We start from the raw sequence: 26,651 nt of genomic DNA on the forward strand, positions 1-26,651 counted from the left end.
AGGAAAGACGCCCCGCTTCCTGCGGGGAGATGCAGGTGCAAGGCCTGCCCGGCGCTCCACTCGACACCCCGCCCCCGGGTTTCCGGAGGCGGGGTGTCGGCGTTCTACGCCACCACCTCGCAGCGCAGCCGCCGCTCCGGCCCGACCACCCGCGCCGGCCCCGTCAGCCGCAGCCGCGCCCGGTGCCGTACCTCCGCGCTCGACGGGCCGAGGCGCAGCTCCAGTTCGCCGGGCTCCACCACCCTCGCTCCCGTGCGGTCCGTGAAGGACGACAGGTCCGCGTGGAAGCGGAAGGTGAGGCGGCGGGCGGCGCCCGGGGCCAGGTCCAGGCGCTGGTAGCCGATCAGGCGCACGTCCGGGCGGGTCACCGAGGCCACCGGGTCGTGCAGGTACAGCTGGACGACCTCGGTGCCCGCCCGGTCGCCGGTGTTGCGGACCGTGAGGGAGAGGTCGTACGAGCCGTCCGTGCCGATGTCGGCCGCGGAGCCCGCGAACTCCTCCCAGGCGAACTCCGTGTACGAGCGGCCGTGCCCGAACGGGTACAGCGGGGTCGGATCCAGGCTGCTGACCTCGCCGGCCAGGCCCAGCGGGGGCTGGAGGTAGGTCCACGGCTGGCCGCCGGGCAGCCGCGGGACGCTCACCGGGAGTCGGCCGGAGGGGTTCACCCGGCCGGACAGCACCCCGGCGACCGCCGGGCCGCCCTCCTCGCCCGGGAAGAAGGCCTGCACCACCGCGCCGAGCCGGCCGTGCCAGCGGCCCAGGGCGTAGGGGCGGCCGGTGAGCAGGACCAGGACCACCGGGACGCCCGTGGCCACCAGCGCGTCCAGCAACTCGCCCTGCGCGCCCGGCAGCCGCAGGTCCGTCGCGTCGCAGCCCTCGCCCGAGGTGCCGCGCCCGAACAGGCCCGCCCGGTCGCCGAGCACCGCCACGCACACGTCCGCCTCCGCCGCCCGGGCCACCGCCTCCGCGAAGCCGGCGGTGTCCGGGTCCGACACCCCGCAACCCTCCGCGAACGTGACCTTGGTGTCGGGGAGTTCGCCGCGCAGGGCGTCCAGCACGGTGGGGATCTCGATGCCGGGCGGGACGTCGGGGTGGTGGGTGAGGACATGGGAGGGGAAGGAGTAGCAGCCGAGCATGGCGAGGGCGTCCGCCGCGCGCGGGCCGACGACCGCGATCCGGGTGTCCGGGGCCAGCGGGAGCAGCCCGTCGGGGTTGTCCAGCAGCACCAACGACTCCTGCGCCAGGCGCCCGGCGAGGGCCCGGTTCGCCACCGGGTCCAGGTCGAGCGGGCCCTGCGGCTCCGGCCGCCAGTCCTCGTCCAGCAGGCCCAGCTCGCACTTCTGGAGCAGGACGCGGCGGGCCGCGCGGTCCACCAGCGACTCGGGGACGCGTCCCTCCCGTACGGCCGCCACCAGGGGCTTCCCGTAGCACTTGACGGTCGGCAGCTCCACGTCGACGCCGGCGGCCAGCGCCCGATGGGCCGCCTCCGCCTCGTCCGCCGCGACCCGGTGCAGGCTCTGCAGGAAGGCGATGCCGAAGTAGTCGGCCACCACCGTGCCGGTGAACCCCCACTCCTCGCGCAGCAGCCCGGTGAGCAGTCCAGGGTCGGCGGAGGCCGGCACCCCGTCGGTCTCCGTGTAGGCCGCCATCACCGAGCGGGCGCCGCCCTCGCGCAGCGCCATCTCGAACGGCGGCAGGGTGACGTCCGCGAACTCGCGGACCCCGGCCCGCACCGGGGCCAGGTTCCGGGCGCCCGCCGAGGACGCGTACCCGGCGAAGTGCTTGAGCGTGGCGACCACACCGGCCGACTCCAGACCGCGCACGTAGGCCGTGCCGATGGTGCCGACCAGGTACGGGTCCTCGCCGATCGTCTCCTCGACCCGTCCCCAGCGCGGGTCGCGGACCACGTCCAGGACGGGGGCCAGGCCCTGGTGGACCCCGGCCGCGCGCAGGTCCCGGCCGATGCGCCGGCCCACCTGCTCGACCAGCTCCGGGTCGAAGGAGGCGCCCCAGGCGAGCGGGACCGGGTAGGCGGTCGCCCGCCAGGCGGTGAAACCGGCCAGGCACTCCTCGTGCGCGACCGTCGGGATGCCGAAGCGGTTCGCGGCGGCGATCCGGCGCTGTGCCCGGGCCAGCGCCCGCGCGCCGACGTCCGGGTCGACGGGGGCGGTGCCGAAGGACCGGGTGAGCTGGCCGAGGCCGTGGCTGATCAGCTCGTCCCAGTCGTACTCGGCAGTCATCTCGCGCTGCAGCGGAGCGACTCCTTCGCCGTCCGTGGCGGCGCCCACCCACACGCCGTACAGCTGGGCGGCCTTCTCCTCCAGGGTCATCCGGGACAGCAGGTCGGCCACGCGGGCGTCGGCGGGCAGGGCGGGGTCGCGCCAAGGAGCGGTGGTCATGGAACTCCCGTCTCGACTCTGCTTCGCGAGCTCGGCCACGAATGTTTCGAGTAATACATCGAATGTTCCGGGAACCTATGGCGAGCCAAGCCCTTCGTCAAGAGGCCCGGCGGGGATACGATCGCGGCCATGAAGCCTTCGAAGCCCGCAGCACCGCAGACGGCGACCCTCGCCGAGATCGCCCGGGAGGCCGGGGTCTCCGCTCCGACTGTTTCGAAGGTCCTCAACGGCCGCGCCGACGTCGCCCCCGCGACCCGCACCCGCGTCGAGGAACTGCTGCGCGTCCACGGCTACCGGCGCCGCCGCGCCGAGGCCTCCCGCTCGCCCCTGATCGACCTGGTCTTCCACGAGCTGGAGAGCGCCTGGGCGCTGGAGGTCATCCGGGGCGTGGAGCACGTCGCCAGGGACGCCGGGCTGAGCGTGGTCCTGTCCGAGTCGGCCGGCCGGCTCACCCCCGGCCGGACCTGGGCCGACCAGGTCGCCGCCCGCCGCCCGCACGGCGTGGTGCTGGTGCTGTCCGGGCTGGACGAGTCCCAGCGGGCGCTGCTGACCAGCCGCTCCATCCCGTTCGTGGTGATGGACCCGGCCGGCGACCCGGGTCCCGACGTGCCGTCCATCGGCGCCACCAACTGGCAGGGCGGGCTCGCCGCCACCCGCCACCTGGTGGAGCTCGGGCACACCCGGATCGGCGCGATCAGCGGCCCGTCCCGGATGATGTGCAGCCGGGCCCGGGTCGACGGCTACCGGGCCGCCCTGGAGACGGCCGGACTGCCGGTCGACCCCTCACTCGTCGTGGCCGGCGACTTCCACCACGACGCCGGCTACCGGCTGGGCCTGGAGCTGCTGCGCCGCCCGGACCGGCCCACCGCCGTCTTCGCGGGCAACGACCTGCAGGCGCTCGGCCTGTACGAGGCCGCCCGCGAACTGGGCCTGCGCATCCCGGAGGACCTGAGCGTGGTCGGCTTCGACGATCTGCCGGTGGCCCGCTGGGTGGGCCCGCCGCTGACGACCGTACGGCAGCCGCTCACCGAGATGGCCGAGGCCGCCGCCCGGCTGGTGCTGGAGCTGGGGCGGGCGCCGGAGGAGCGGGCGGCGACCCGGGTGGAGCTGGCGACCAGTCTGGTGGTGCGGTCGAGCACGGACGCACCGGCGGTGGCTCAGCGGTTGGCGTAGTGACGGGGGCGGGGGGCAACCCCACACTGCCCCGAAGCCAAGCGGTTCCCCAACCGAAACTTTCGGAGGCGCCGAACTGGAGCTACGGCGCGGGCCGACAGGTCACCAGGCCTGGAACGCCACCCGCAAGATGAGAATTTCCGAGGAAAACCGACTCGGGCGGCTTCCGCTAACAGTCCCCTAATAATTCGGACTTACGTTCCTGCCGTGACGCGACACGAGGAGCAAGGCGACACGGGCAGACGGGTGGGCAGGCGGCCGAGTGCGCTGCGGATCGCCGGTCTCGCCCTGACGGGCACCCTGGTGCTGGGTGCGGCGGCGGCCGGCTGGACCTACTGGCATCTGGACCGCAACATCCGAAGCGTCGACATCAACAGCGCACTCGGCGACGACCGTCCGGCCAGGGCCGTGGTCACCCCCTCCACCAGCGCCGCCCCGCTGCCCACCGGCTCCCTGAACATCCTGGTCCTCGGCTCGGACTCGCGCAGCGGCAAGGCCAACCAGGAGCTGGGCGGCGGGGACAGCGGCGGCGCCCGGTCCGACACCGCGATGGTCGTGCACCTCGACGCCGGCCGGACAAGGGCCACCGTCGTCAGCATCCCCCGCGACACCCTCGTCACCCGTCCGTCCTGCCCGCTGTCCTCCGGCGGCAGTTCGGCACCGGCGTACGGCGCCATGTTCAACAGCGCCTACGAGCTGGGCGGTCCGGTGTGCGCGGTGAAGACCGTCGAGTCGCTCACCGGCGTCCGCATGGACCACTACGTCGAGATCGACTTCTCCGGCTTCGCGAAGCTGGTCGACGCGCTCGGCGGGGTCGACGTCACGACCACCGAGGACATCGACGACGACCAGAGCCACCTGCGCCTGAAGGCCGGCACCCACCACCTGGACGGCACACAGGCCCTCGCCCTGGCCCGCACCCGGCACGGCATAGGCGACGGCAGCGACCTGGGCCGCATCGGCTTGCAGCAGATGCTGGTCAAGGACCTGCTGGAACAGCTCTCCGGCGCCGGCCTGCTCACCGACCCGGCCAGGCTGTACCAGGTCGCCGACGCCGTCACCGCCGGCCTCACCACCGACACCGGCCTGGACTCGCTGAACGAACTGGTGGGTCTCGGCCGGAGCCTGCGGGGCCTGACCGCCGACCGGGTGCGGACGGTGACCATGCCGGTAACCACGGCACCCTCCGACCCCAACCGGGTCGTCGCCGAGGAGCCGCGGGCGAGCCGGCTCTGGGCGTCCCTGCGCTGACGCGTACAACCTTCCGGGTGACGCACGGGTCTGCTGCGATGACCGAACAGCTGTACACCAGGGGGTTTTTCGTTGTTCCGCTCGCGTTCGCACGCCCGTTGGGCACTGCCGCTGACCCTCGGCCTCACCGCCCTCGGCCTCGCCGTCCCGGCCGTCTCCGCGGCCCCGGCCAGGAGCGCCGCCCCGGTCCGTGACGACTTCAACGGCGACGGCTACGCCGACCTGGCCATCGGGGCGCCGAACGCCACGGTCGGTGGCCAGGCCCGGGCCGGCTACGTCGCCGTGCTGTACGGCGGCCCGCACGGGCTGTCCGCCGGCCACCGCACGATCCTCAGCCGGGCCACCGCCGGCATCCCCGGAAACCCCGTCAAGGGGCAGGGCTTCGGGCAGCAGATCTCCAAGGGCGACCTGGACGGTGACGGCTACGCCGATCTCGTCGTCGGCAGCGGTTCGCCGCGGGACGGCGGGGTCGTCGTCTGGGGCGGCCCGCGCGGCCTGTCCGGCGGCAGGTCCATCCCGGCCACCGACACCCAGACCGGGGACTTCGACGGTGACGGGCGGCTCGACCTCGCCCTGTTCCGGGCCGGCTTCGGCGGGGGCGACGACCCGGCCGGCACCACCGGCAGCATCTGGAAGGGCCCGCTCAAGCGCAGCGGCACGCCGGCCGCACGCACCCCGCTCGACCCCGACCACCTCCGGTACGTCGACATCCGCGACGGCGACACCGGTGACATCAACGGCGACGGCCGCTCCGACCTGGTGCTGACCGGCTACTGCGGCGACGGCAACAACTGCAGCCGGCTGTACCTGAGCGGCCCCGCCGGCCTCGCCCCCGTCACCACCCCCTACCGCAGCGGGGACGGCGCGGCGGCGCTCGGCGACCTCGACGGCGACGGCTACGACGACCTCGTCACCGGCTTCCAGGACGACAACGCGATCTGGGTGATGTACGGCAGCGCCGCCGGGCTGCGCGGCGAGTCCACCTGGAAGCGGTTCACGCAGGACACGCCCGGCGTCCCCGGCAGCCGGGAGTCGAACGACAAGTTCGGCCAGGCCGTCGCGGTCGGCGACATCACCGGGGACGGCATCGACGACGTGGCGGTCGGCGCGCCCGACGAGAACGGCGAGGGCGTGGTCGACGTGCTGCGCGGCAGCCGCTCCGGGCTGACCGGCGCCGGAGCCCAGGCGTTCGGGCAGAACACCAGGGGCGTTCCCGGCACCGCCGAGCCGTACGACTCCTTCGGGTACGTGGTCCGGCTGCTGGACGTCGACCGCAACGGCCACGCCGACCTGGCCGCCGCGGCCCCTGGCGAGGACGGCGGCGACGGCGCGGTGTGGGTGCTGCGCGGACGGCCGTCCGGCCTGGTCACGGACGCGGCCGCCGTCTTCGGCGGGAAGGCGCTCGGGGCGCCGTACAAGAAGGCGTCGTTCGGCTTCGCGCTGAAGTAACGGGCCGCCCGGGCCGGCGGGACGGGCGGGAGGTTGAGCGGCGGGGCGGCGGGAGGTTGAGCGGCGGGGCGGGGGGCGGCGAAAAAAATCCCGGAGATTTTTCCGCGAGCGTGTCGATCCGGCTCCCTCCCGTTCGACGCAAGGGTGAGCGGCGGGGAACGGACCCGCCGCCCCGACCGAAGGAGACACCATGCCCCGCTACCTGTCGCTCGTGCGCATCGACGAGTCCACCGGCCCCGCCGGCGGCCCCAGCGAGGAGCTGATGCAGCGGATGGGCGAGCTGATCGAGGAGATGACCAAGGCCGGTGTCCTGCTCGACACCGCCGGGCTCACCCCGTCCGCCGAAGCCGTCCGGCTGGACTGGGACGGCACGAAGGTCTCGGTCACCGACGGTCCGTTCACCGAGTCCAAGGAGGTCGTCGGCGGCTACGCGCTCATGCAGTGCAAGGACCGGGCGGAGGCGCTGGAGTGGACCCAGCGCTTCTTGAAGATCCACGGCACGGAGTGGCGGTTCGCCTGCGAGCTGCGGGAGATCGCCGAGGGCTGAGCCCGTTTGGCCGTCCGTCGACCAGGGTGTTGCATGGTGGGCTGTGGAATCACAGCCCACCGCGGCACACGCGATCGAGACCGTCTTCCGCCTGGAGTCGCCCCGTGTGATCGCCGGCGTCGCCCGGATCGTCCGGGACGTCGGCATCGCCGAGGAGCTGGCGCAGGACGCCCTGGTCGCCGCCCTGGAGCGGTGGCCCCGGGAGGGGGTGCCGGACAACCCGGGCGCCTGGCTCATGGCCACCGCCCGGCACCGGGCCGTCGACCTGGTCCGGCGCCGCGAGACCTACGCCCGCAAACTCGCCGAGATCGGCCGGGACCTGGAGACGGCCCCGCCGTCGTACGACGAACCCGCCGACCCGGACGACATCGACGACGACCTGCTGCGGCTGGTCTTCACCGCCTGCCACCCGGTGTTGTCGCCGGAGGCCCGCACCGCGCTCACCCTGCGCCTGCTGGGCGGCCTGACCACGGCCGAGATCGCCCGTGCCCACCTGGTGCCGGAGCCGACGATCGCCCAGCGGATCGTCCGCGCCAAACGCACCCTGGCGAAGCGGAACGTCGCCTTCGAGGTGCCGTACGGGCCCGAGCGCGAGGCCCGCCTCGGCTCCGTGCTGGACGTCATCTACCTGATCTTCAACGAGGGGTACGCGGCCACCGCAGGCGACGACTGGCTGCGCCCCGGCCTGTGCGAGGACGCGCTGCGGCTGGCCCGGGTGCTGTCCGCGCTGATGCCCGAGGAGCCCGAGGTGCACGGCCTGACCGCGCTGCTGGAGTTCCAGGCCTCCCGCGCCGCCGCCCGCACCGGCCCCGACGGCGCACCGGTGCTGCTGAAGGACCAGGACCGCCGCCGCTGGAACCGCATGCTCATCGCGCGCGGCGTCCGCGCCCTCGACCGCGCCGAGGCCACCGCGAGCGGCCCGCCCGGGCCGTACACCCTCCAGGCCGCCATCGCCGCCTGCCACGCGCGCGCGTACAGGTACGAGGAGACCGACTGGCGCGCCATCGCCACCCTGTACCGGCTGCTGGCCGTCCGCGCGCCGTCCCCGGTGGTCGAGCTGAACCGCGCGGTCGCCGTGTCGATGGCCGACGGCCCCGCGGAGGGCCTGAAGCTGGTGGACGCCCTGGCCGACGCGCCCGCGCTGCGCGGCTACCACCTGCTGCCCAGCGTCCGCGGCGACCTGCTGTCCCGCCTCGGGCGCACCGCCGAGGCCCGCGAGGAGTTCCTCCGCGCCGCCGGCCTGACCCACAACGAGCGGGAACGGCGCCTGCTGCTGCGCAGGGCGGGGGAGTGCGCCGGCGTCAGCCCAGCGGACGGCCGATCAGCATCGTCGGCGCCCCGGCGACCCGGGTGAGGAACACGGTGGCCGCGTTCGGCCCGTGCGGGCGCACCTTGCGGCGCAGTTCCTCCGGCTCCACCGCCGAGCCGCGCTTCTTCACGGTCAGCGTGCCCACCTCGCGCTCGCGCAGCAGGGCCTTCAGCTTCTTGACGTTGAACGGCAGCCGGTCGGTGATCTCGTAGCCGGTGGCGTACGGCGTGGACCGCGGCTCGTCGGCCGTGACGTAGGCGATGGTCGGGTCCAGCAGCCCGCCGCCGACCTCCTCGGCCACCTCGGCGACCAGGTGGGCGCGGATCACGGCACCGTCCGGCTCGTACAGGTAGCGCCCCACCGGCCGCACCGCGGGATCGGGCAGCCCGCGGCCGGGCAGGGTGCGCGGGCCGGGCAGCAGCGTGGCCCGCACGGCGCCCGGCGCCCCGGTCCCGAACCACAGCACCGCCTCCTTCACGTCCCCGCCGTCTGAGATCCACTCGGCCTCGGCCGCCGCCGGGATCACCTCGTGCGGGATGCCCGGCGCGATCTTCAGCGCGGCCCGGGGCGCCGCGAGCGCGGTCCCGACCGCCCAGGACAGCGGCGGCGAGTACGCCTCCGGGTCGAACACCCGGCCGCGTCCGCCCCGGCGCGCCGGGTCCACGAACACCGCGTCGTACCCGGCGGTGTCCACCTCCGTGACGTCGGCCTCGCGCACCTCGATCAGGCCCGCAAGCCCCAGCGCCTCGGCGTTCGCCCGGGCCACCGCCACCGTGACCGGGTCCCGGTCCACGGCCAGCACCCGGATCCCGGCCCGCGCCATCGCGATCGCGTCCCCGCCGATCCCGCAGCACAGGTCGGCGACGGAGGCCACGCCCAGCTCCCGCAGCCGCCCGGCCCGGTAGGCCGCCACGCTCGCCCGGGTCGACTGCTCGACCCCGTGCGGCGTGAAGAACATCCGGCCGGCGTCCTCGGCCCCGAACTTGGCCACCGCCCGCTGCCGCAGCCGGGCCTGGCCGAGCGCGGCCGAGACCAGTTCGGCCGGGTGGTCGCGGCGCAGCCGGGTGGCCACGGCAAGTTCCTGCGCGGGCTCGGTGTCCCGCACCTCGTCGAGGAGGGCGCGGCCTTCGGGGCTGAGGAGCAGAGCGAGGTCGTTCACCGGGTCATTGTGGGCCAGTCGGTGGATGGTGCGCCCGACGGCGGCGGTGTCGGCCGGGATCGGGGGCCGGGTCCTGGGAGGATCCGGCACCATGCGAGCAGTAGTACAAAATGACAAAAAGCGGGCGCGGCTCGCCGTGAGCACCTCCCGGAAGACGGCCGTGGGCTCCGCGGCCCTCACGCTGGCCGCCGCCGCCCTCCTGTCCGGCTGCGCCGGCGGCGCCGAACCCGCCACCGGCCACGGCGGCCCCGCCCGCGCCCCGGACCCGCAGGCCCGGGCGGCCGCCGAACAGGCCCGGCTGGCCGCCGCCGCCCGGCGCTGGGGCCTGGACCGCGTCCCGCTCACGCCCCCCGCACCACCGGCCAGGAAGCCGAAGATCACCCCCCGGGACGGCTTCGAGGTGGACGGGCAGGAGGAGGAGGACCTCCCGCCGGTCTTCACCGCGGTCCCCACCAAGCAGCGGGTCGTCTTCCTCACCATCGACGACGGCGCCGAGAAGGACCCGGCCTTCCTGCGCATGATGAGCGAGCTGAAGGTGCCGTACTCGGCCTTCCTCAGCAACTACCTCGTCAAGGACGACTACGGCTACTTCCGCCGGATGCAGGCCCAGGGCGTGACCCTCAACAACCACACCCTCACCCACCCCTACCTGCCCGGCCTTTCCTACGAGGAGCAGAAGGACGAGATCTGCGGCATGCAGGCCGTCATGAAGCGGGAGTTCGGCCGGGCGCCCACCGTGTTCCGGCCGCCGTACGGCAACTACAACGGCGACACCCTGCGCGCCGCCAAGGCCTGCGGGATCAGGTACGCGCCCATCTGGGACGAGGAGGTCTTCGTCGACCACTGGGAGTACCGCGACTGGGACCGCAGCCTGCACCCCGGCGACATCGTCCTCACCCACTTCCGCGGCCGGGACGACTGGGACGGCACGATGGTGGACGACATGCGCCGTTTCCTGAACAAGGTCACGCGCGAGGGCTACGCCGTGGCCCGCCTGGAGGACTACCTGTGAGGCGCCTGCGGGGCCCGGCCGCGGTCCTCGCCCCGGCCCTGCTCCTGGCGGGCTGCGCCCAGTCCGTCGACCCCATCGAACGCCTCGGCAAGAAGGCCGCCGAAGGGGTACGCCCACACGCCACCGCGCCCGGCCCCGGCTACCGGCACTGGGGCCTGACCCGGCCGCTCGCCCGCTCCCCGGTGCACCCGGCCCGTCCGCTCGCCGAGCACCCGGGGGTCCCCGTCCTGCCCCCGGTGGTCGACCACGTCCGCACCCGCGACCCGGTCGTCTTCCTCACCTACGACGACGGCTCCGAACGCGACCCCCGCTTCGTCGACATGGTGCGCGACCTCCGGCTGCCGGTCACCCTCTTCCTCACCGACAGCGTCGCCGCCCCCGGCTACGGCCACTTCGCCCGCCTGCACGCGCTCGGCGCCGGCATCGAGAACCACACCCTCGACCACCGGGCGCCGGCCGGACTGCCGTACGCCGGCCAGCGCGCCGAGATCTGCGGCCAGCAGACTCGCCTGCGCACCCGCCTCGGCGTCACCCCGCGCCTCTTCCGCCCGCCCTACGGCTCCTACGACCGCACCACCCGGCGCGCCGCGGCCGGCTGCGGCATCTCCGCCCTCGTCCTCTGGCGCGCCGCCCTCACCCCGGCCGGCCTCGCCTACACCCACGGCCCCCGCCACCTGCGCCCCGGCGACATCGTCCTGGTGGGCCCGGACGAGTCGACGGGCCCCTCCCTGCGCAAGCGCACGGTCGACGTGCTGAGGAAGGCACAGGAGGAGGGCCTGACGGTGGGGCGCCTGGAGGACTACCTCTGAGCGCCGGCCCGGCGCACACGACGCCGCCGGGGCGCCCGCGCACGCCGTTCACGGCCGACGCGCCGCACCGCGATTGGCACTCCGCTTGACCGAGTGCTAATCCCGGTCATAGTCTCGGCTCTGGCACTCCCCCCTGGAGAGTGCCAGACAAACGCGACGGGCAGGTCCGGCACCCGCGACGACGGATCGACCTGGTCGCCACCTCAGACAGTTAACCCCGTGAGATCTCCGAAGGGGGAGGTCGGATCGTGACGACCGCCAGCTCCAAGGTTGCCATCAAGCCGCTCGAGGACCGCATCGTGGTCCAGCCGCTGGACGCCGAGCAGACCACGGCCTCTGGCCTGGTCATCCCGGACACCGCGAAGGAGAAGCCCCAGGAGGGCGCCGTCCTCGCCGTGGGCCCGGGCCGGTTCGAGAACGGCGAGCGTCTGCCGCTCGACGTCAAGGTCGGCGACGTCGTCCTCTACAGCAAGTACGGCGGCACCGAGGTGAAGTACAACGGCGACGAGTACCTCGTCCTCTCGGCTCGCGACGTCCTCGCGATCATCGAGAAGTAATCACCTCAAGCGACTCTCCGCTTTGAGCTGCGCCCCTGGCCCCCGCGACCGATAAGAAGCCGGGCGCCCGGGGCGCAGCGTCTTTTCACCCACAGATTTCGAGAGGGCTCCCGCTGTCATGGCGAAGATCCTGAAGTTCGACGAGGACGCCCGTCGCGCCCTTGAGCGCGGCGTCAACAAGCTTGCCGACACGGTCAAGGTGACGATCGGCCCCAAGGGCCGCAACGTCGTCATCGACAAGAAGTTCGGCGCTCCGACCATCACCAACGACGGTGTCACGATCGCCCGCGAGGTCGAGATCGAGGACCCGTACGAGAACCTCGGCGCCCAGCTGGTGAAGGAGGTGGCGACCAAGACCAACGACATCGCTGGTGACGGCACCACCACCGCCACGGTCCTCGCCCAGGCGCTGGTCCGCGAGGGTCTGAAGAACGTCGCCGCCGGTGCCTCCCCGGCCGCCCTGAAGAAGGGCATCGACGCCGCGGTCAAGGCCGTCTCCGACGACCTGCTGGCCTCCGCCCGCCCGATCGACGAGAAGTCCGACATCGCCGCCGTCGCCGCGCTGTCCGCCCAGGACCAGCAGGTCGGCGAGCTGATCGCCGAGGCGATGGACAAGGTCGGCAAGGACGGTGTCATCACCGTCGAGGAGTCGAACACCTTCGGTCTGGAGCTGGACTTCACCGAGGGCATGGCCTTCGACAAGGGCTACCTGTCGCCGTACTTCGTGACGGACCAGGAGCGCATGGAGGCCGTCCTGGAGGACCCGTACATCCTCATCCACCAGGGCAAGATCTCCGCCATCGCGGACCTGCTGCCGCTGCTGGAGAAGGTCATCCAGGCCGGCTCCTCCAAGCCGCTGCTGATCATCGCCGAGGACGTCGAGGGCGAGGCCCTGTCGACCCTGGTCGTCAACAAGATCCGCGGCACCTTCAACGCCGTCGCGGTGAAGGCCCCCGGCTTCGGCGACCGCCGCAAGGCGATGCTGCAGGACATGGCCGTCCTCACCGGCGCCACCGTCATCTCCGAGGAGGTCGGCCTCAAGCTCGACCAGGTCGGTACCGACGTGCTCGGCTCCGCCCGCCGCGTCACCGTCACCAAGGACGACACCACGATCGTCGACGGCGCCGGCAAGTCCGAGGACGTGCAGGGCCGCGTCGCCCAGATCAAGGCCGAGATCGAGAACACCGACTCCGACTGGGACCGCGAGAAGCTCCAGGAGCGCCTCGCGAAGCTGGCCGGCGGCGTGTGCGTGATCAAGGTCGGCGCCGCCACCGAGGTGGAGCTGAAGGAGAAGAAGCACCGTCTGGAGGACGCCATCTCCGCGACCCGCGCCGCGGTCGAGGAGGGCATCGTCTCCGGTGGTGGCTCCGCCCTGGTCCACTCCTCCAAGGTCCTCGAGGGCAACCTCGACAAGACCGGCGACGAGGCCACCGGTGTCACGGTCGTCCGCAACGCCGTGGTCGAGCCGCTGCGCTGGATCGGCGAGAACGCCGGCCAGGAGGGCTACGTCATCGTGTCCAAGGTCAAGGACCTGGACAAGGGGCAGGGCTACAACGCCGCCACCGGCGAGTACGGCGACCTGATCAAGGCCGGCGTCATCGACCCGGTCAAGGTCACCCGCTCCGCTCTGGAGAACGCCGCCTCCATCGCCTCCCTGCTGCTCACGACCGAGACCCTGGTCGTCGAGAAGAAGGAAGAGGAGCCGGAGGCCGCGGGCCACGGCCACAGCCACGGCCACGCCCACTGAGCGACCCACGCCTGAGCGAAGGCCCGGCACCCCGGACGGGGAGCCGGGCCTTCGCCCTGTCCACTGCGCCAACGCGTCCGGCGCGGTCCAGTGCTCCCACGCGTCCGGCGCGGTCTACTGCTCCAGCTCGTCCAGCGCGCCGAGCTGCTGCATCAGCCCCAGCTGGTCGTGCTGCCACCAGGTCTCGGCGATCTTGCCGTTGTCCGCGAACCGGAACAGCGTCATCCCGGTCATGGTGACCTGCCTGCCGGTGGGTGCGATCCCCAGGAAGTCGCCCTTGTGCGTCGCGTCCCATGTCCACCGCGCGCAGGCCCGCTCGCCCTGGGCGATCACGTCCGCCACCGTGAACGCGAAGTCGAAGGCGCCGCGCCACATCCGGAACTCGGCGCGGGCGTTGTCCAGGCCGATGGTGTCCTGCGGGTTCGCCGGGTCGTGGCTGTGGATGTCCTCGTCCAGCAGGTCGTTGAGCGGCGGCAGCTCGCCCGCGGTCGCGAGCGCCTCGAAGAACCGCCGCACGGTGGCCACCATCAGGTTCTCGTCCCGTACGACGTCCAGATCGATGAACGTCGGCATCTCGTCGCACAGCGCGACCATCTCCCGGAAGATCCGGTCGGTCTCCGGGAGGTTCGAGTTCCGCATCGCCTCCTCGTACGACGGGAACTCCACCATCTCCACGATGTGCGACGCGTCCGAGCGGTCCGTGCCGACCACCGCGTGCGTCGCCGTCCGCTTCCCCTTGGTCTGCTCGACCCAGTCGTCGATGAGCCGGTTCATCTCGTCCAGCCGGCTCGTCCTGCACTCGATGAGCTGTACGAACGTCATGGCGCCGCCTCCGGCCCCCCTGGTCCGGTACCGTCCCGCCCATCTTCCCACCGGGACGGCAGCGCCACCCCTCGCTACTGCGGCCCGTACTTACGCCCCGTCCGGGAACTGATCCCGCCGAGCAGCCCGCGCGGGGTCACCTTCACCAGCCCCATCAGTGCCTTGTACCGGGGATCCGGAATGGACAGCGTCTTGCCGCGCGCGAGATCGGCCAGGGCCGCCGCGACCAGCTTGTCGGCGTCCAGCCACATCCAGCCGGGGATGTTGTCCGTGCCCATCCCGGCCCGCTGGTGGAACTCGGTGCGCACGAATCCCGGGCACAGCGCCATCAGCCGGACCCCGCTGCCGGCCAGGTCCTTCGCCGCGCCCTGGGTGAACTGCACGACCCACGCCTTGGACGCGCCGTACGTGCCGCGCGGGACGAACGCGGCCACCGAGGCGACGTTCACCACCCCGCCCCGGCCGCGCTCGCGCATCGCCTCGGCCGCCGCCGACGTCAGCCGGAGCACCGCCTCGCAGTGCACCTTGAGCATCCGCAGCTCGTCCGCCATCGCGACGTCCAGATAGCGGCCCTTGTTGCCGAAGCCGGCATTGTTGATCAGCAGGTCGACCGGGTTCCTCCGGTCGCCGAGCCGGTCGGCGACCGCCTCGATGCCCTTGTCCTCGGACAGGTCGGCGGTCAGCACCTCCACCTCGATGCCGTGCCGGTCGTGCAGTTCCGTCGCCTGCTCGCGCAGCCGCTTGGTGTCCCGGGCCACCAGGACGAGGTCGTGCCCGTCCGCCGCCAGCCGGCGCGCGAACGCGGCACCGATCCCCGCGGTCGATCCCGTAATCAGAGACGTTGTCATGGCCCAAGGGTAGTGACCGGGGCCGGCCCACCGCCGTCCGCGCGCGCCGTGCCCGGTGTCCTGCCGACGGGAACTCAGGCCCCGTGCTCGGAGACGTACTTCCGGGCCTTCGCCAGGGTCTCCGTGTGCAGCGCCGCGCCCGCCGCGAGCAGCCGGGGCAGCAGATGCCGCTCGGTGGTGACCGCGCGGAACTGCATCGCCGCCGTCACCCCGTGGTCCGGCCGGTGCACGATCTCGACCGGATCGCCCGCCCGGATCTCGCCCGGCTCGATCACCCGGAGGTAGGCACCCGTTGCGCCCTTCTGCGTGAACCTCCTGACCCAGCCGCGCTCGCCCAGATGGCCCTGGAAGGTGGCGCACGGAATGCGGCCGGAGGTCACCTCCAGCACCACGGTGGAACCGATCCGCCAGCGCTCTCCGACCAGCGCCCCGGAGACGTCCAGACCGTCCGTCGTGAGGTTCTCGCCGAAGCAGCCATTGGCCAACGATCTGCCGAGTTCCTGCTCCCAGGCGTCGAGGTCCTCGCGGGCGTACGCGTACACGGCCTGGTCATCCCCGCCGTGGTAGCGCGTGTCGCACACCGCGTCCCCGGTGAGCCCGCTCGCGCCGACGCCCCTGGGACCGGGCGCCGACACCCGCACCGGTCCGCCGGCGGGACGCTTGTCGATGCCGGTCAGGCCCTTCGGCTGGCTGGTGTACGCGACCTGCCGGGGGCTGCCCAGATTGACGGAAAGAAGCCTCATGCACGCACGGTAGGCGATCGAGGCCCAAAGTGTCGACGCAGTATCGGAGCTCGCACCCAAGGCTGTCTTATGCTCAAGAGGTGATCGAGGCCCGTCATCTCCGCGTCCTGCGCGCCGTCGCCACCACCGGCTCCTTCTCCGCGGCGGGGCGCCAGCTGGGCTGCACCCAGCCGGCCGTCAGCCAGCAGATGAAGGCGCTGGAGGCCTCGGTCGGCACCCCGCTGCTGGTCCGCACCGGCCGCGAGATGCGCCTCACCCAGGCCGGCGAGGCCTTGGTCCGGCACGCCTCCGGCATCCTCGCGGGGCTCACCGCGGCCGAGGAGGAGGTCGCCGCCATCGCCGGGCTGCGCGCGGGCCGGGTCCGGCTGGTCTCCTTCCCCAGCGGCAGCTCCACCCTGGTGCCCACCGCCCTGGCCGCCCTGCGCGCGGCCCATCCCGGCACCCGGGTCTCCCTGGAGGAGGCCGAGCCGCCGCGGTCCGTCGAACTGCTCCGCGAAGGCGACTGCGACCTGGCCCTGGCCTTCAGGTACGAGGGCGCGGCGGTCGCCGAGGACTGGGACGACCTCGTCGTACGCCCCCTGCTGACCGACCGCCTGGTCGCCCTGGTGCCCGAACGGCACCGGCTCGCGCGCGCGGAGGCCGTCGCGATCGGGGAGCTGGCCCAGGAGCCCTGGATCGCGGGCTGTCCGCGCTGCCGCGGCCAGCTGATCGAGGTGTGCGAGGGGGCCGGGTTCACGCCGCGCATCGACTTCGCCACCGACGACTACCCGGCCGTGGTCGGCCTGGTCGGAGCGGGCCTCGGCGTCGCCGTACTGCCCCAGCTGGCCGTGGAGTCGGTACGGCCCCGGGGCGTGCGCACGGTACGGCTGGAACCGGCGGTACGGCGGGAGATCGTCGCCCTCACCCTGCCGGACCTGGCACAGGTACCGGCCGTGTCGGCGACGCTGGAGCAACTGGCCCGGGCGGCACGTCCGGCCGGGCGCGGCTAGGGGCTGCTGCGGTGAGGGGTCACGCGGAGCGAGTCACGGGCACGCGCGCGCGTGCCCGGTCGTGGTTCCGAATGGATGAAGAAACGTTCCTTCAATGATCCGAGGCGGTCTCCCCACTGGTGGTCGACGCCGCCACCAGGCGGTTGCGCGCCCGCCCCATCAACTCCTCACGCTCGTCCTCGGTCAGCCCGCCCCAGACTCCGTACGGCTCGCGCACCGCCAGTGCGTGCGCCGCGCACTCCGCACGGACCGGGCACCTCATGCAGACCTCTTTGGCCGAGTTCTCGCGAGCGCTCCGAGCCGCCCCGCGCTCGCCCTCCGGGTGGAAGAAGAGCGAGCTGTCCACCCCGCGGCAGGCAGCGAGCAGCTGCCAGTCCCACAGGTCCGCGTTCGGTCCGGGAAGGCGGGAGAAATCTGCCATTACGTGACCCCTTGTCGCCGTTCTGGGCGGATACGGTGCCAACGACCGTACATCTCCGGTCTAAGGAGATGAAAATATGACTCATTGCGAATCTAGCTCCGGACACTGCGAAACGGGAAGAAAAGGGGCCAAATGGGGCATAGGTTGTGATGAAAAGTTGAGAGTCCGTCGGGCATGTCTGCACCGTGTCGACCCCCTCACGTAGAGTGCCGAAGACGGCACGCGGCCCCGTAACTCTTTCGAGTGACCGTCGTTGAGAGTGCGGAGGCGGTTGAAAACACAAGCGCTCGGGCAGGCGTCCGAGACGGTCGACCGCACAGGTGACGATTCCGTACCAGCCTGGAGGCTCAAGGTGACGCGCATCAGCTGCGGAGGGCGGTCATGACATCCGTCCTCGTCTGCGACGACTCCCCGCTTGCCCGAGAAGCGCTGCGCCGCGCGGTCGCGACCGTGCCCGGTGTCGAGCGTGTGACGACGGCGGCCAACGGCGAGGAAGTCCTCCGCCGCTGGGGCGCCGACCGCTCCGACCTCATTCTGATGGACGTGCGCATGCCCGGCCTGGGCGGCGTCGAGACCGTGCGCCGGCTGCTGTCGGCCGACCCCGGCGCGCGCATCATCATGCTCACCGTTGCCGAGGACCTCGACGGTGTGGCCCTCGCGGTCGCCGCCGGCGCGCGGGGCTACCTGCACAAGGACGCCTCGCGCGCGGAGCTGCGCGCCACGGTGACGCAGGCCCTCGCCGACCCGACCTGGCGGCTCGCCCCGCGCCGACTGCGCTCGGCCGAGATGGGCGCCGCGCCCACGCTCACCGCGCGCGAGATCCAGGTCCTGGAGGGGATGAGCCACGGCCGCTCGAACGCCGAGATCGGCCGTGAGCTGTTCCTCTCCGAGGACACCGTCAAGACCCACGCCCGGCGCCTGTTCAAGAAGCTCGGCGCCTCCGACCGGGCCCACGCGGTGGCCCTCGGCTTCCGCTGGGGACTGGTCCGGTAACCGGTGCCAGGCCCTGCGGGCCGCCCGGCACCGGTCACCACCCGGTTCCGCTCCCGCACGCGGCATCCACACGGCCGGCCGACCGACGTGCCGACGGCCGTCCGGCCGGCAGGCGGCTCGCCGAGAGGTGAGCGGTGCGCGGGTGGTTCGCCGATGCGTGTGCGGTCGGCGGTCGGCTTGCCGAGGGATGACTGGTGGATGGCCTGGCGGACGGTCGGTTCGCCGGCTGCCGGCTCGCCGACGGCTGATCTGCCGGCGGCTCGGCTTGCCCGAGCCGGTCCGGTGGGCGGGTGGACCGGTGGTCCGGCGCTCGCGTGTGGCGCCGTCGGGGAGGCCCGGGGCGGCCGGGAGATGCCGTACGTCCTTCATGGCGGTGCGCTCGCCGGCATCCGTCGGGGGCTCGTGCGCTCCTCCGTTCGCGGTGCGTCACCCCCCGGTGCTCGTGCGCTCCATGGCAGTGCCCGGGCGGGTGCCTCAGGCCCTGGCCCGCGGTGGCCGAAAGAAGCGCCGTGCTCGCGTCCTGACAGGGGCGGGTGAGGCATGCCTCGGAGCGCCCGGAGGCGGCCTCGGCGTGCTGCGGGCGACGGGGCGGTCGGGTCCCTGCCCGGACCTGCGGCCGGCCCGGACGTAGGACACCGCCGTACACACCTGCCTGCGAGGGCGTCGAACCGGTGTTCCGCCGGTACGCGTCAGCGCTTCTCAGTACACGCCGCGCTCCGGTGACGCCCAGGGGTGCACACCTCGCTCGGGGGGCGTCCGGAGGTGCGCCCCCGCGTATGCCGGCGTCCGGAGGTGCGCGCCGCGCTCCGGTGGTACGCGCCGCCGGGCGATGCCGTACGCGCTGCGAGGCGATGCCTCCCGGCGCACGAAGCGACCCGGTGCGGCGTGCGAGCGCGCCGGCGCACCACACCGCCGTACCGCCTGGAAGGGCCGGTGCAAGGCGGCCCGCCGGACGCGCGATGCTCGTTTCGGCGCGGATGCCGCATCCTTGAGATGTGGAGTCTCTCGGGGACGAGTCGGTCGAGCGGAAGGGGAGGGCGCAGGGAATGAGTGCCGGCGCACCTGCTCATAACGCTTCGGTGCACAACCACGAGCACGATGCGACGGACCGGACGGCCGCAAGGCACCATGGACCGATGCGCGACGACGAGGCGGGCACGGCCCACGGGGCGATCGGTGCGCTCGTGCATCGTGCCGTCGACGGGGACGCGCAGGCCACGCACGATCTGCTCGCCCATGTCCACCCGCTGGCCTTGCGGTACTGCCGCACCCGTCTGTCCCGGCTCCCCGGCGACGCGCGCCACTTCGTGGAGGACCTCGCCCAGGAGGTCTGCGTGGCGGTCCTCCTCGCGCTGCCCCGCTACCGTGACACCGGCCGCCCCTTCGAGGCGTTCGTCTTCGCCATCGCCTCCCACAAGGTCGCCGACCTCCAGCGGGCGGCGATGCGCCACCCCGGGTCGACCGCGGTGCCGTCCGACGAGATGCCCGAGCGGCCCGACGACTCCCTCGGCCCCGAGGAGCGCGCCCTGCTCAGCAGCGACGCCGAGTGGGCCAAGAAACTGCTGGCCAACCTGCCCGAGAACCAGCGCGAGCTGCTCCTGCTGCGCATCGCCGTGGGCTTGACCGCGGAGGAGACCGGGCAGATGTTGGGAATGTCACCCGGCGCGGTCCGCGTGGCCCAGCACCGGGCCCTGAGCCGCCTCAGGGCGCTCGCCGAACAGTAATCCCCGTGCGGGGAGCCCCCGTAGCTCCTGCGCTGAACAGGTACGCGGCCGGTTCCGTACGAACACACGAAGCCGGAAGCGACCCCCTACCGTGGAATTTGCTAGCGACGCTTCCCGTTAGCATGGACATCCGCACCGATCAAGGCCATTTGGGGAAGGTGTCATGACTGCCAACGTCGACGGAGTGCCCGGTAAATTCGCGACACTCGGGCTGACCTACGACGACGTGCTGCTGCTGCCGGGCCCGTCGGACATGGCACCCGACGAGATCGACACCGCCTCGTACGTCTCGAAGAACGTGCGGGTCAACATCCCGCTGCTGTCCGCCGCCATGGACAAGGTGACCGAGTCCCGCATGGCGATCGCGATGGCCCGCCAGGGCGGCGTCGGCGTCCTGCACCGCAACCTCTCCATCGAGGACCAGGCCAACCAGGTCGACCTGGTGAAGCGCTCCGAGTCCGGCATGGTCACCGACCCGATCACCATCCACCCGGAGGCCACGCTCGCCGAGGCCGACGCGCTGTGCGCCAAGTTCCGCATCAGCGGCGTCCCGGTGACCGACGGCGACAAGAAGCTGCTCGGCATCGTCACCAACCGGGACATGGCCTTCGAGAGCGACCGCAGCCGCCGCGTGCACGAGGTCATGACCCCGATGCCGCTGGTCACCGGCAAGGTCGGCATCTCCGGCCCCGAGGCCATGGAGCTGCTGCGCAAGCACAAGATCGAGAAGCTGCCGCTCGTCGACGACGAGGGCGTCCTCAAGGGCCTGATCACGGTCAAGGACTTCGTCAAGGCGGAGAAGTACCCGAACGCCGCCAAGGACGCCGAGGGCCGGCTGCTGGTCGGCGCCGCGGTCGGTGTCGCCGGTGACGCCTTCGAGCGCGCCCAGGCCCTGATCGAGGCGGGCGTCGACTTCATCGTCGTGGACACCGCGCACGGCCACTCCCGTCTGGTCGGCGACATGATCGCCAAGATCAAGTCGAACTCCTCCGGCGTCGACGTCATCGGCGGCAACGTCGCCACGCGCGACGGCGCGCAGGCGCTGGTCGACGCCGGTGCCGACGGCATCAAGGTCGGTGTCGGACCGGGCTCCATCTGCACGACCCGTGTGGTCGCCGGCGTCGGCGTCCCCCAGGTCACCGCGATCTACGAGGCCGCGCTCGCCGCGAAGGAGGCCGGTGTCCCGGTCATCGGCGACGGTGGCCTGCAGTACTCCGGCGACATCGCCAAGGCCCTGGTCGCGGGCGCCGACACGGTGATGCTCGGCTCGCTGCTCGCGGGCTGCGAGGAGTCCCCGGGCGAGCTGCTGTTCATCAACGGCAAGCAGTTCAAGTCGTACCGCGGCATGGGCTCCCTCGGCGCCATGCAGTCCCGCGGCGACCGCAGGTCCTTCTCCAAGGACCGCTACTTCCAGGAGGGCGTCGCCTCCGACGAGCAGCTGATCCCCGAGGGCATCGAGGGCCAGGTGCCCTACCGGGGTCCGCTGTCCTCCGTCGTCCACCAGCTGGTCGGCGGTCTGCGCCAGTCGATGTTCTACGTCGGCGGCAGGACGGTCCCCGAGCTGCAGGCCAACGGCCGGTTCGTGCGGATCACCTCGGCGGGTCTCAAGGAGAGCCACCCGCACGACATCCAGATGACGGTCGAGGCGCCGAACTACAGCAGCAAGCGGTGACGCCCACGCGCGCGTGAGGCTCGTACCACGGCGGTCCCGGAGCATCCGGGGCCGCCGTTGTCGTGCCCGTCGGCGATACTGGAAGGCGCTGCAACGCATAGGGAAAGGCCACCAACGTGACTGAGATCGAGATCGGGCGCGGCAAGCGCGGCCGCCGGGCGTACGCCTTCGACGACATCGCCGTCGTCCCCAGCCGCCGTACGCGGGACCCGAAGGAGGTCTCGATCGCCTGGCAGATCGACGCCTACCGCTTCGAGCTGCCCTTCCTGGCCGCCCCCATGGACTCCGTGGTCTCCCCGGCCACCGCGATCCGCATCGGCGAGCTGGGCGGCCTCGGCGTGCTCAACCTCGAGGGCCTGTGGACGCGGTACGAGGACCCGCAGCCGCTGCTGGACGAGGTCGCCGAGCTGCCCGCCGAGCAGGCGACCCGCCGCCTGCAGGAGATCTACGCGGCGCCGATCAAGGAGGAGCTGATCGGTGCGCGCATCAAGGAGGTCCGCGACTCCGGCGTGGTCACCGCCGCGGCGCTCTCCCCGCAGCGCACCGCCCAGTTCTCCAAGGCGGTCGTGGACGCGGGCGTGGACATCTTCGTCATCCGCGGTACGACGGTCTCGGCTGAGCACGTCTCGTCCTCGCACGAGCCGCTGAACCTGAAGCAGTTCATCTACGAGCTGGACGTCCCGGTGATCGTCGGCGGCTGCGCCACCTACACGGCGGCCCTGCACCTGATGCGCACGGGTGCCGCGGGCGTGCTCGTCGGCTTCGGCGGCGGCGCCGCGCACACCACGCGCAACGTGCTCGGCATCCAGGTCCCGATGGCCACGGCCGTCGCGGACGTGGCCGCGGCCCGCCGGGACTACATGGACGAGTCCGGCGGCCGGTACGTGCACGTGATCGCCGACGGCGGCGTCGGCTGGTCCGGCGACCTGCCCAAGGCGATCGCCTGCGGCGCCGACGCCGTGATGATGGGCTCCCCGCTGGCCCGGGGCACGGACGCGCCCGGCAAGGGCCATCACTGGGGCATGGAGGCGGTGAACGAGGAGCTGCCGCGCGGCCAGAAGGTCGACCTCGGCACGGTCGGCACGATCGAGGAGATCCTCACGGGCCCGTCCCACACCCCGGACGGCTCGATGAACTTCTTCGGAGCCCTGCGCCGCGCCATGGCCACCACCGGCTACAGCGAGCTGAAGGAGTTCCAGCGGGTCGAGGTGACGGTGGCGGACAGCCAGCACCGCCGGTAGTCGCCGCAGCGGTCGTCACGACGCCTGAAGGGCCGGCCGTCCCGAGCGGACGACCGGCCCTTTCGCATGCCTGAGCGCGGCCGAACACAGCTGAACAGGGGCGCGTTGCGCGAGAGGGGACCGGACCCCGCCCTCGGGGCCTGGGCCGAATCCGACGGACCGTCCACCGGGCCACTGGGCGGCTCGTGGAAGGGGGCGCCCATGGGACGCCACCGCAAGCCCACCCACTGGGACCGCATTCGGCTTCGGCTGGTGAAGTTCCGGAGGAGGTGCGTCTTGTGGATCTACGGGAAGTGAGCGGCCACCCCCACACGGAATAGGGGTGGACACTCCGATCGCTTCCCCGGAGTCCGCCGCAGTGGCCTCTGCGGTGGGCTCCACCTGTCCCAAAGGGACCGGCGCCGAACCCCCCGCGCCACCAGCCCTCGGCCCCGGCGCCCCCACGCGCCCCCCTTCACAACCGATGCGCCGCCCCCGTGGGCGTGGCGCCCCGTGTGTCGAGCAGCAGCTGAGCCTTCACCGAGAGGCCCTGCAGGTCGTACGTGCGGTGCTGCTGGAGCAGGATCGTGAGGTCGGCGTCGGCCGCGGCTTCGTACAGGGAGTCCGCGCGCGGGACCGGCCGGTCCAGGACGCTCCACGCGGGCACGTACGGGTCGTGGTAGCTCACGGCCGCGCCCAGCCCCATCAGCCGTACGGCGATCTCCTGCGCCGGCGTGCCCTGCAGGTCGGCGAGATCGGGTTTGTAGGTGACGCCGAGCAGCAGGACGCGGGCCCCGCGCGCGGACTTGCCGTGTTCGTTCAGGAGCGTGGCCGCGCGCTGGACGACGTACCGGGGCATCCGGTTGTTGACCTGCTGGGCCAGCTCGACCATGCGCAGGGTGCGGGTCGCGTGCCCGGTCAGGTCCTGAGCCGCGCCGTGCCCGCCGACGCCGGGGCCGGGCCGGAACGCCTGGAAGCCGAAGGGCTTGGTCTCCGCGCAACGGATGACGTCCCACAGGTCCACGCCCAGCTCGTGGCAGAGGACGGCCATCTCGTTGACGAGCGCGATGTTGACGTGCCGGTAGTTGGTCTCCAGCAGCTGCACGGTCTCCGCCTCGCGCAGACCGCGCGCGCGGACGACCTTGTCGGTGAGCCGGCCGTAGAACGTGGCGGCCGACTCGGTGCAGGCGGGGGTGAGGCCGCCGATGACCTTGGGGGTGCCGGCGGGCGTGTGGTCGCGGTTGCCGGGGTCGACCCGGCTGGGGGAGTAGGCGAGGTGGAAGTCGCGGCCGGCACGCAGACCCGAGCCCTTCTCCAGCAGCGGGCGCAGGAACTCCTCCGTCGTCCCGGGGAGCACCGGCGACTCCAGGATGACCGTGGTGTGCGGGCGGAGCCGTGCGGCCAGGGTGCGGGCCGCCGCCTCGACCTGGCCGAGGTCGAGTGCGCCGTCGGCGCCGCGCGGGGTGGGCGCGCAGATCACCGCGGTGCGCACCCGGCCGAGCTGGGCCGGGTCGCTCAGCGGCCGGAACCCGGCGGAGTGCATACGGCGCAGCTCCGCCGGGCTGAGTGAGCCGGCCTCGGGGCCGGTGGCATAGCCGACGGTGGAGACACCGGCGGCGACGGCGGCCTGGGCGAGCGGCAAGCCGTAGGGACCGAGTCCGATGACGGCGAGGTCTGCGGGCATGGCGTGGGCCGTCCTTCCCAGTAGCCGAAGCGGGACAGGTGCGCAACCGCTGTGGACAGGATGAGCGAGTGCACTGCCAGACTAGGTACACATATGACCGTTATGTGTGATTGTGTTTGTGTGTCTTCCCGGGGTTGTGCGCGAGTTGTCCACAGGCTGGGAGGCCGTGGTGGCTGAAGCCGGGCAACCCGGTCAGAATTTGGGCATGAGGAGGGGATGAACGGGGCTTCGCCCTCCGGGTGCGGCCGACGCGAGCGAGTGTGCGACAGCGGGAGGCAGCGGTGAGGACAGCGACTCTGGGGCCGGCGCAGCGCGCCGAGGCACTGGCGGCGATGGCGGAGCGCGAGCTGGACGTGCTGGTGGTCGGCGGCGGAGTGGTGGGTGCCGGCACCGCGCTGGACGCCGTCACCCGCGGCTTGTCCACCGGCCTGGTCGAGGCCCGGGACTGGGCCTCCGGCACCTCCAGCCGGTCCAGCAAACTGATCCACGGCGGTCTGCGCTATCTGGAGATGCTCGACTTCGCCCTGGTCCGCGAGGCCCTCAAGGAGCGCGGCCTGCTGCTGGAGCGCCTGGCCCCGCACCTGGTCAAGCCGGTGCCGTTCCTCTACCCGCTCCAGCACAAGGGCTGGGAGCGGGTGTACGCCGGCTCGGGCGTCGCGCTGTACGACGCGATGTCGATGGCCCGCGGCCACGGCCGGGGTCTTCCGGTGCACCGCCACCTGACCCGCCGTCACGCCCTGCGCGTGGCTCCCTGCCTGAAGAAGGACGCCCTGGTCGGCGCCCTGCAGTACTACGACGCCCAGATGGACGACGCCCGCTTCGTGGCCACCCTGGTGCGCACGGCGGCGTCCTACGGCGCCAAGGTGGCCAACCGCGCGCGCGTGACCGGGTTCCTGCGCGAGGGTGAGCGGGTCGTCGGCGCCCGGGTGCAGGACGTGGAGGCCGGCGGGGAGTACGAGATCCGCGCCCGGCAGGTCGTCAACGCCACCGGCGTGTGGACCGACGACACGCAGGCCCTGGTGGGCGAGCGCGGGCAGTTCCACGTCCGCGCCTCCAAGGGCATCCACCTGGTCGTGCCCAAGGACCGCATCCACTCCACCACCGGCCTGATCCTGCGCACCGAGAAGTCCGTTCTCTTCGTCATCCCCTGGGGCCGGCACTGGATCGTCGGCACCACCGACACCGAATGGGACCTGGACAAGGCCCACCCGGCCGCGTCCAGCGCCGACATCGACTACCTGCTGGAGCACGTCAACTCGGTGCTCGCCGTGCCGCTCGGCCGCGACGACGTCGAGGGTGTGTACGCGGGGCTGCGCCCGCTGCTGGCCGGCGAGTCCGACGCCACCAGCAAGCTGTCCCGCGAGCACACGGTCGCCCATCCGGTGCCGGGGCTCGTGGTGGTGGCGGGCGGCAAGTACACGACGTACCGGGTGATGGCCAAGGACGCCGTCGACGAGGCCGTGCACGCGCTCGACATGCGCGTGGCCGACTGTGTCACGGAGGAGACCCCGCTGATAGGCGCGGAGGGCTACCAGGCGCTGTGGAACGCGCGAGCGCGGATCGCCGCGCGCACCGGACTGCACGTGGTCCGCGTGGAGCACCTGCTGAACCGTTACGGCTCCCTGACCGAGGAACTCCTGGACCTCGTCGCCGCCGACCCCTCCCTCGGCGAGCCGCTGCACGCCGCCGACGACTATCTGCGCGCGGAGGTGGTGTACGCCGCCTCGCACGAGGGCGCCCGGCACCTGGACGACGTCCTCACCCGCCGCACCCGCATCTCCATCGAGACCTTCGACCGCGGCACCCGCAGCGCCCGCGAGGCGGCCGAGCTGATGGCGCCGGTCCTCGGCTGGGACAAGGGCCAGATCGAGCGCGAGGTCGAGCACTACGAGAAGCGGGTGGAGGCCGAGCGCGAGTCCCAGCTGCAGCCGGACGACCTGACGGCGGACGCGGCCAGGCTGGGAGCCCCGGACATCGTCCCGCTGTAACGCCCGCCTCCACTGCCGGTGGTGACCGCCGGTGCCGGGCCGGGCATGGCTCCATGTCGGCCGGCCGTGCGGGCGCGGAAGCCGGTCTCGCCCCGAGCTTCACCCGGACGAGTGACGTGGCACGGGATCTCCGCC

The 26,651-nt window shown here is 72.6% G+C and carries 22 protein-coding genes; 15 read left to right on the top strand and 7 right to left on the bottom strand.

The genetic code is table 11. From position 1 onward, the window contains the following. Positions 1 to 104: 104 nt before the first annotated feature. Positions 105 to 2,399 carry a beta-xylosidase/alpha-l-arabinosidase gene (locus S1361_RS23745; RefSeq protein WP_208033791.1) on the bottom strand — a complete coding sequence of 765 codons (2,295 nt, stop codon included), beginning with the start codon at positions 2,397 to 2,399 and terminating at the stop codon, positions 105 to 107. Between the two features lie 129 nt (positions 2,400 to 2,528). On the opposite strand from S1361_RS23745, the gene S1361_RS23750 reads away from it, so the two are divergent. The 5 genes from S1361_RS23750 (at position 2,529) to S1361_RS23770 (ending at position 8,173) form a co-directional block, all read left to right on the top strand. After that, complete coding sequence (locus S1361_RS23750; RefSeq protein ID WP_208033792.1) at positions 2,529 to 3,572, top strand: LacI family DNA-binding transcriptional regulator; 1,044 nt, start codon at positions 2,529 to 2,531, stop codon at positions 3,570 to 3,572. Positions 3,573 to 3,779: 207 nt separating this feature from the next. After that, positions 3,780 to 4,823 (top strand): LCP family protein, encoded by a 1,044-nt coding sequence (locus tag S1361_RS23755; protein ID WP_208033793.1) that lies wholly within the window; start codon positions 3,780 to 3,782, stop codon positions 4,821 to 4,823. Positions 4,824 to 4,895: 72 nt separating this feature from the next. Continuing rightward, positions 4,896 to 6,272, top strand: a complete 1,377-nt coding sequence (locus S1361_RS23760) for an FG-GAP-like repeat-containing protein (RefSeq protein ID WP_208033794.1) — start codon at positions 4,896 to 4,898, stop codon at positions 6,270 to 6,272. Positions 6,273 to 6,462: 190 nt separating this feature from the next. Beyond that, on the top strand, positions 6,463 to 6,819 hold the full coding sequence (locus S1361_RS23765; protein WP_208033795.1) for a YciI family protein: 357 nt from the start codon (positions 6,463 to 6,465) through the stop codon (positions 6,817 to 6,819). Between the two features lie 43 nt (positions 6,820 to 6,862). Then, positions 6,863 to 8,173 (top strand): RNA polymerase sigma factor, encoded by a 1,311-nt coding sequence (locus S1361_RS23770; RefSeq protein ID WP_208033796.1) that lies wholly within the window; start codon positions 6,863 to 6,865, stop codon positions 8,171 to 8,173. Here the strand turns inward: S1361_RS23770 and S1361_RS23775 are convergent. Further along, entirely contained in the window at positions 8,121 to 9,287 is a 1,167-nt protein-coding gene (locus tag S1361_RS23775) for a class I SAM-dependent methyltransferase (RefSeq protein ID WP_208033797.1), read from the bottom strand. The genes S1361_RS23770 and S1361_RS23775 overlap by 53 nt on opposite strands. A gap of 91 nt (positions 9,288 to 9,378) precedes the next feature. On the opposite strand from S1361_RS23775, the gene S1361_RS23780 reads away from it, so the two are divergent. The 4 genes from S1361_RS23780 (at position 9,379) to groL (ending at position 13,412) form a co-directional block, all read left to right on the top strand. Then, on the top strand, positions 9,379 to 10,299 hold the full coding sequence (locus tag S1361_RS23780; protein WP_208033798.1) for a polysaccharide deacetylase family protein: 921 nt from the start codon (positions 9,379 to 9,381) through the stop codon (positions 10,297 to 10,299). Then, on the top strand, positions 10,296 to 11,108 hold the full coding sequence (locus tag S1361_RS23785; RefSeq protein ID WP_208033799.1) for a polysaccharide deacetylase family protein: 813 nt from the start codon (positions 10,296 to 10,298) through the stop codon (positions 11,106 to 11,108). The genes S1361_RS23780 and S1361_RS23785 overlap by 4 nt, the downstream gene beginning before the upstream one ends. Before the next feature lie 248 nt (positions 11,109 to 11,356). Beyond that, positions 11,357 to 11,665, top strand: coding sequence for a co-chaperone GroES (groES, locus tag S1361_RS23790; RefSeq protein WP_004955293.1), 309 nt, complete (start codon positions 11,357 to 11,359; stop codon positions 11,663 to 11,665). 118 nt (positions 11,666 to 11,783) lie between these two features. Beyond that, entirely contained in the window at positions 11,784 to 13,412 is a 1,629-nt protein-coding gene (gene groL / locus S1361_RS23795; protein WP_208033800.1) for a chaperonin GroEL, read from the top strand. Positions 13,413 to 13,526: 114 nt separating this feature from the next. Here the strand turns inward: groL and S1361_RS23800 are convergent, their stop codons facing one another. From S1361_RS23800 to S1361_RS23810, 3 genes are all read right to left on the bottom strand, one after another. After that, positions 13,527 to 14,234 carry an ester cyclase gene (locus S1361_RS23800; RefSeq protein ID WP_208033801.1) on the bottom strand — a complete coding sequence of 236 codons (708 nt, stop codon included), beginning with the start codon at positions 14,232 to 14,234 and terminating at the stop codon, positions 13,527 to 13,529. A 74-nt stretch (positions 14,235 to 14,308) separates the two neighbouring features. After that, on the bottom strand, positions 14,309 to 15,082 hold the full coding sequence (locus S1361_RS23805; protein WP_208033802.1) for an SDR family NAD(P)-dependent oxidoreductase: 774 nt from the start codon (positions 15,080 to 15,082) through the stop codon (positions 14,309 to 14,311). A 74-nt stretch (positions 15,083 to 15,156) separates the two neighbouring features. Next, the gene (locus tag S1361_RS23810; RefSeq protein ID WP_208033803.1) at positions 15,157 to 15,825 is read right to left on the bottom strand and encodes an MOSC domain-containing protein; all 669 of its coding nucleotides are present in this window, start codon (positions 15,823 to 15,825) and stop codon (positions 15,157 to 15,159) included. Positions 15,826 to 15,905: 80 nt separating this feature from the next. Here S1361_RS23810 and S1361_RS23815 point away from each other — a divergent pair, with 80 nt between their 5' ends. Further along, positions 15,906 to 16,814, top strand: coding sequence for a LysR family transcriptional regulator (locus tag S1361_RS23815; RefSeq protein WP_208033804.1), 909 nt, complete (start codon positions 15,906 to 15,908; stop codon positions 16,812 to 16,814). A 91-nt stretch (positions 16,815 to 16,905) separates the two neighbouring features. On the opposite strand, the gene S1361_RS23820 is transcribed toward S1361_RS23815, so the two are convergent. Further along, a complete protein-coding gene (locus S1361_RS23820) occupies positions 16,906 to 17,235 on the bottom strand; it encodes a WhiB family transcriptional regulator (protein WP_208033805.1) in 330 nt (109 codons plus the stop codon). Between the two features lie 381 nt (positions 17,236 to 17,616). On the opposite strand from S1361_RS23820, the gene S1361_RS23825 reads away from it, so the two are divergent. From S1361_RS23825 to S1361_RS23840, 4 genes are all read left to right on the top strand, one after another. Then, positions 17,617 to 18,228, top strand: coding sequence for a response regulator transcription factor (locus S1361_RS23825; protein ID WP_003948568.1), 612 nt, complete (start codon positions 17,617 to 17,619; stop codon positions 18,226 to 18,228). 1,136 nt (positions 18,229 to 19,364) lie between these two features. Further along, complete coding sequence (locus S1361_RS23830) at positions 19,365 to 19,952, top strand: sigma-70 family RNA polymerase sigma factor (RefSeq protein ID WP_121787335.1); 588 nt, start codon at positions 19,365 to 19,367, stop codon at positions 19,950 to 19,952. Positions 19,953 to 20,115: 163 nt separating this feature from the next. Beyond that, positions 20,116 to 21,624, top strand: a complete 1,509-nt coding sequence (gene guaB, locus S1361_RS23835) for an IMP dehydrogenase (RefSeq protein ID WP_208033806.1) — start codon at positions 20,116 to 20,118, stop codon at positions 21,622 to 21,624. Positions 21,625 to 21,740: 116 nt separating this feature from the next. Further along, entirely contained in the window at positions 21,741 to 22,865 is a 1,125-nt protein-coding gene (locus S1361_RS23840) for a GuaB3 family IMP dehydrogenase-related protein (protein WP_208033807.1), read from the top strand. 454 nt (positions 22,866 to 23,319) lie between these two features. Here the strand turns inward: S1361_RS23840 and S1361_RS23845 are convergent, their stop codons facing one another. Continuing rightward, positions 23,320 to 24,528, bottom strand: coding sequence for a nucleotide sugar dehydrogenase (locus tag S1361_RS23845; protein ID WP_208033808.1), 1,209 nt, complete (start codon positions 24,526 to 24,528; stop codon positions 23,320 to 23,322). Positions 24,529 to 24,809: 281 nt separating this feature from the next. Between S1361_RS23845 and S1361_RS23850 the strand changes: the two genes are divergently transcribed. After that, positions 24,810 to 26,516, top strand: coding sequence for a glycerol-3-phosphate dehydrogenase/oxidase (locus tag S1361_RS23850; protein WP_208033809.1), 1,707 nt, complete (start codon positions 24,810 to 24,812; stop codon positions 26,514 to 26,516). The last annotated feature ends 135 nt before the right edge of the window (positions 26,517 to 26,651 follow it).

The organism is Streptomyces cyanogenus (assembly GCF_017526105.1).
In the GTDB taxonomy this organism is placed as follows: Bacteria; Actinomycetota; Actinomycetes; order Streptomycetales; family Streptomycetaceae; genus Streptomyces; species Streptomyces cyanogenus.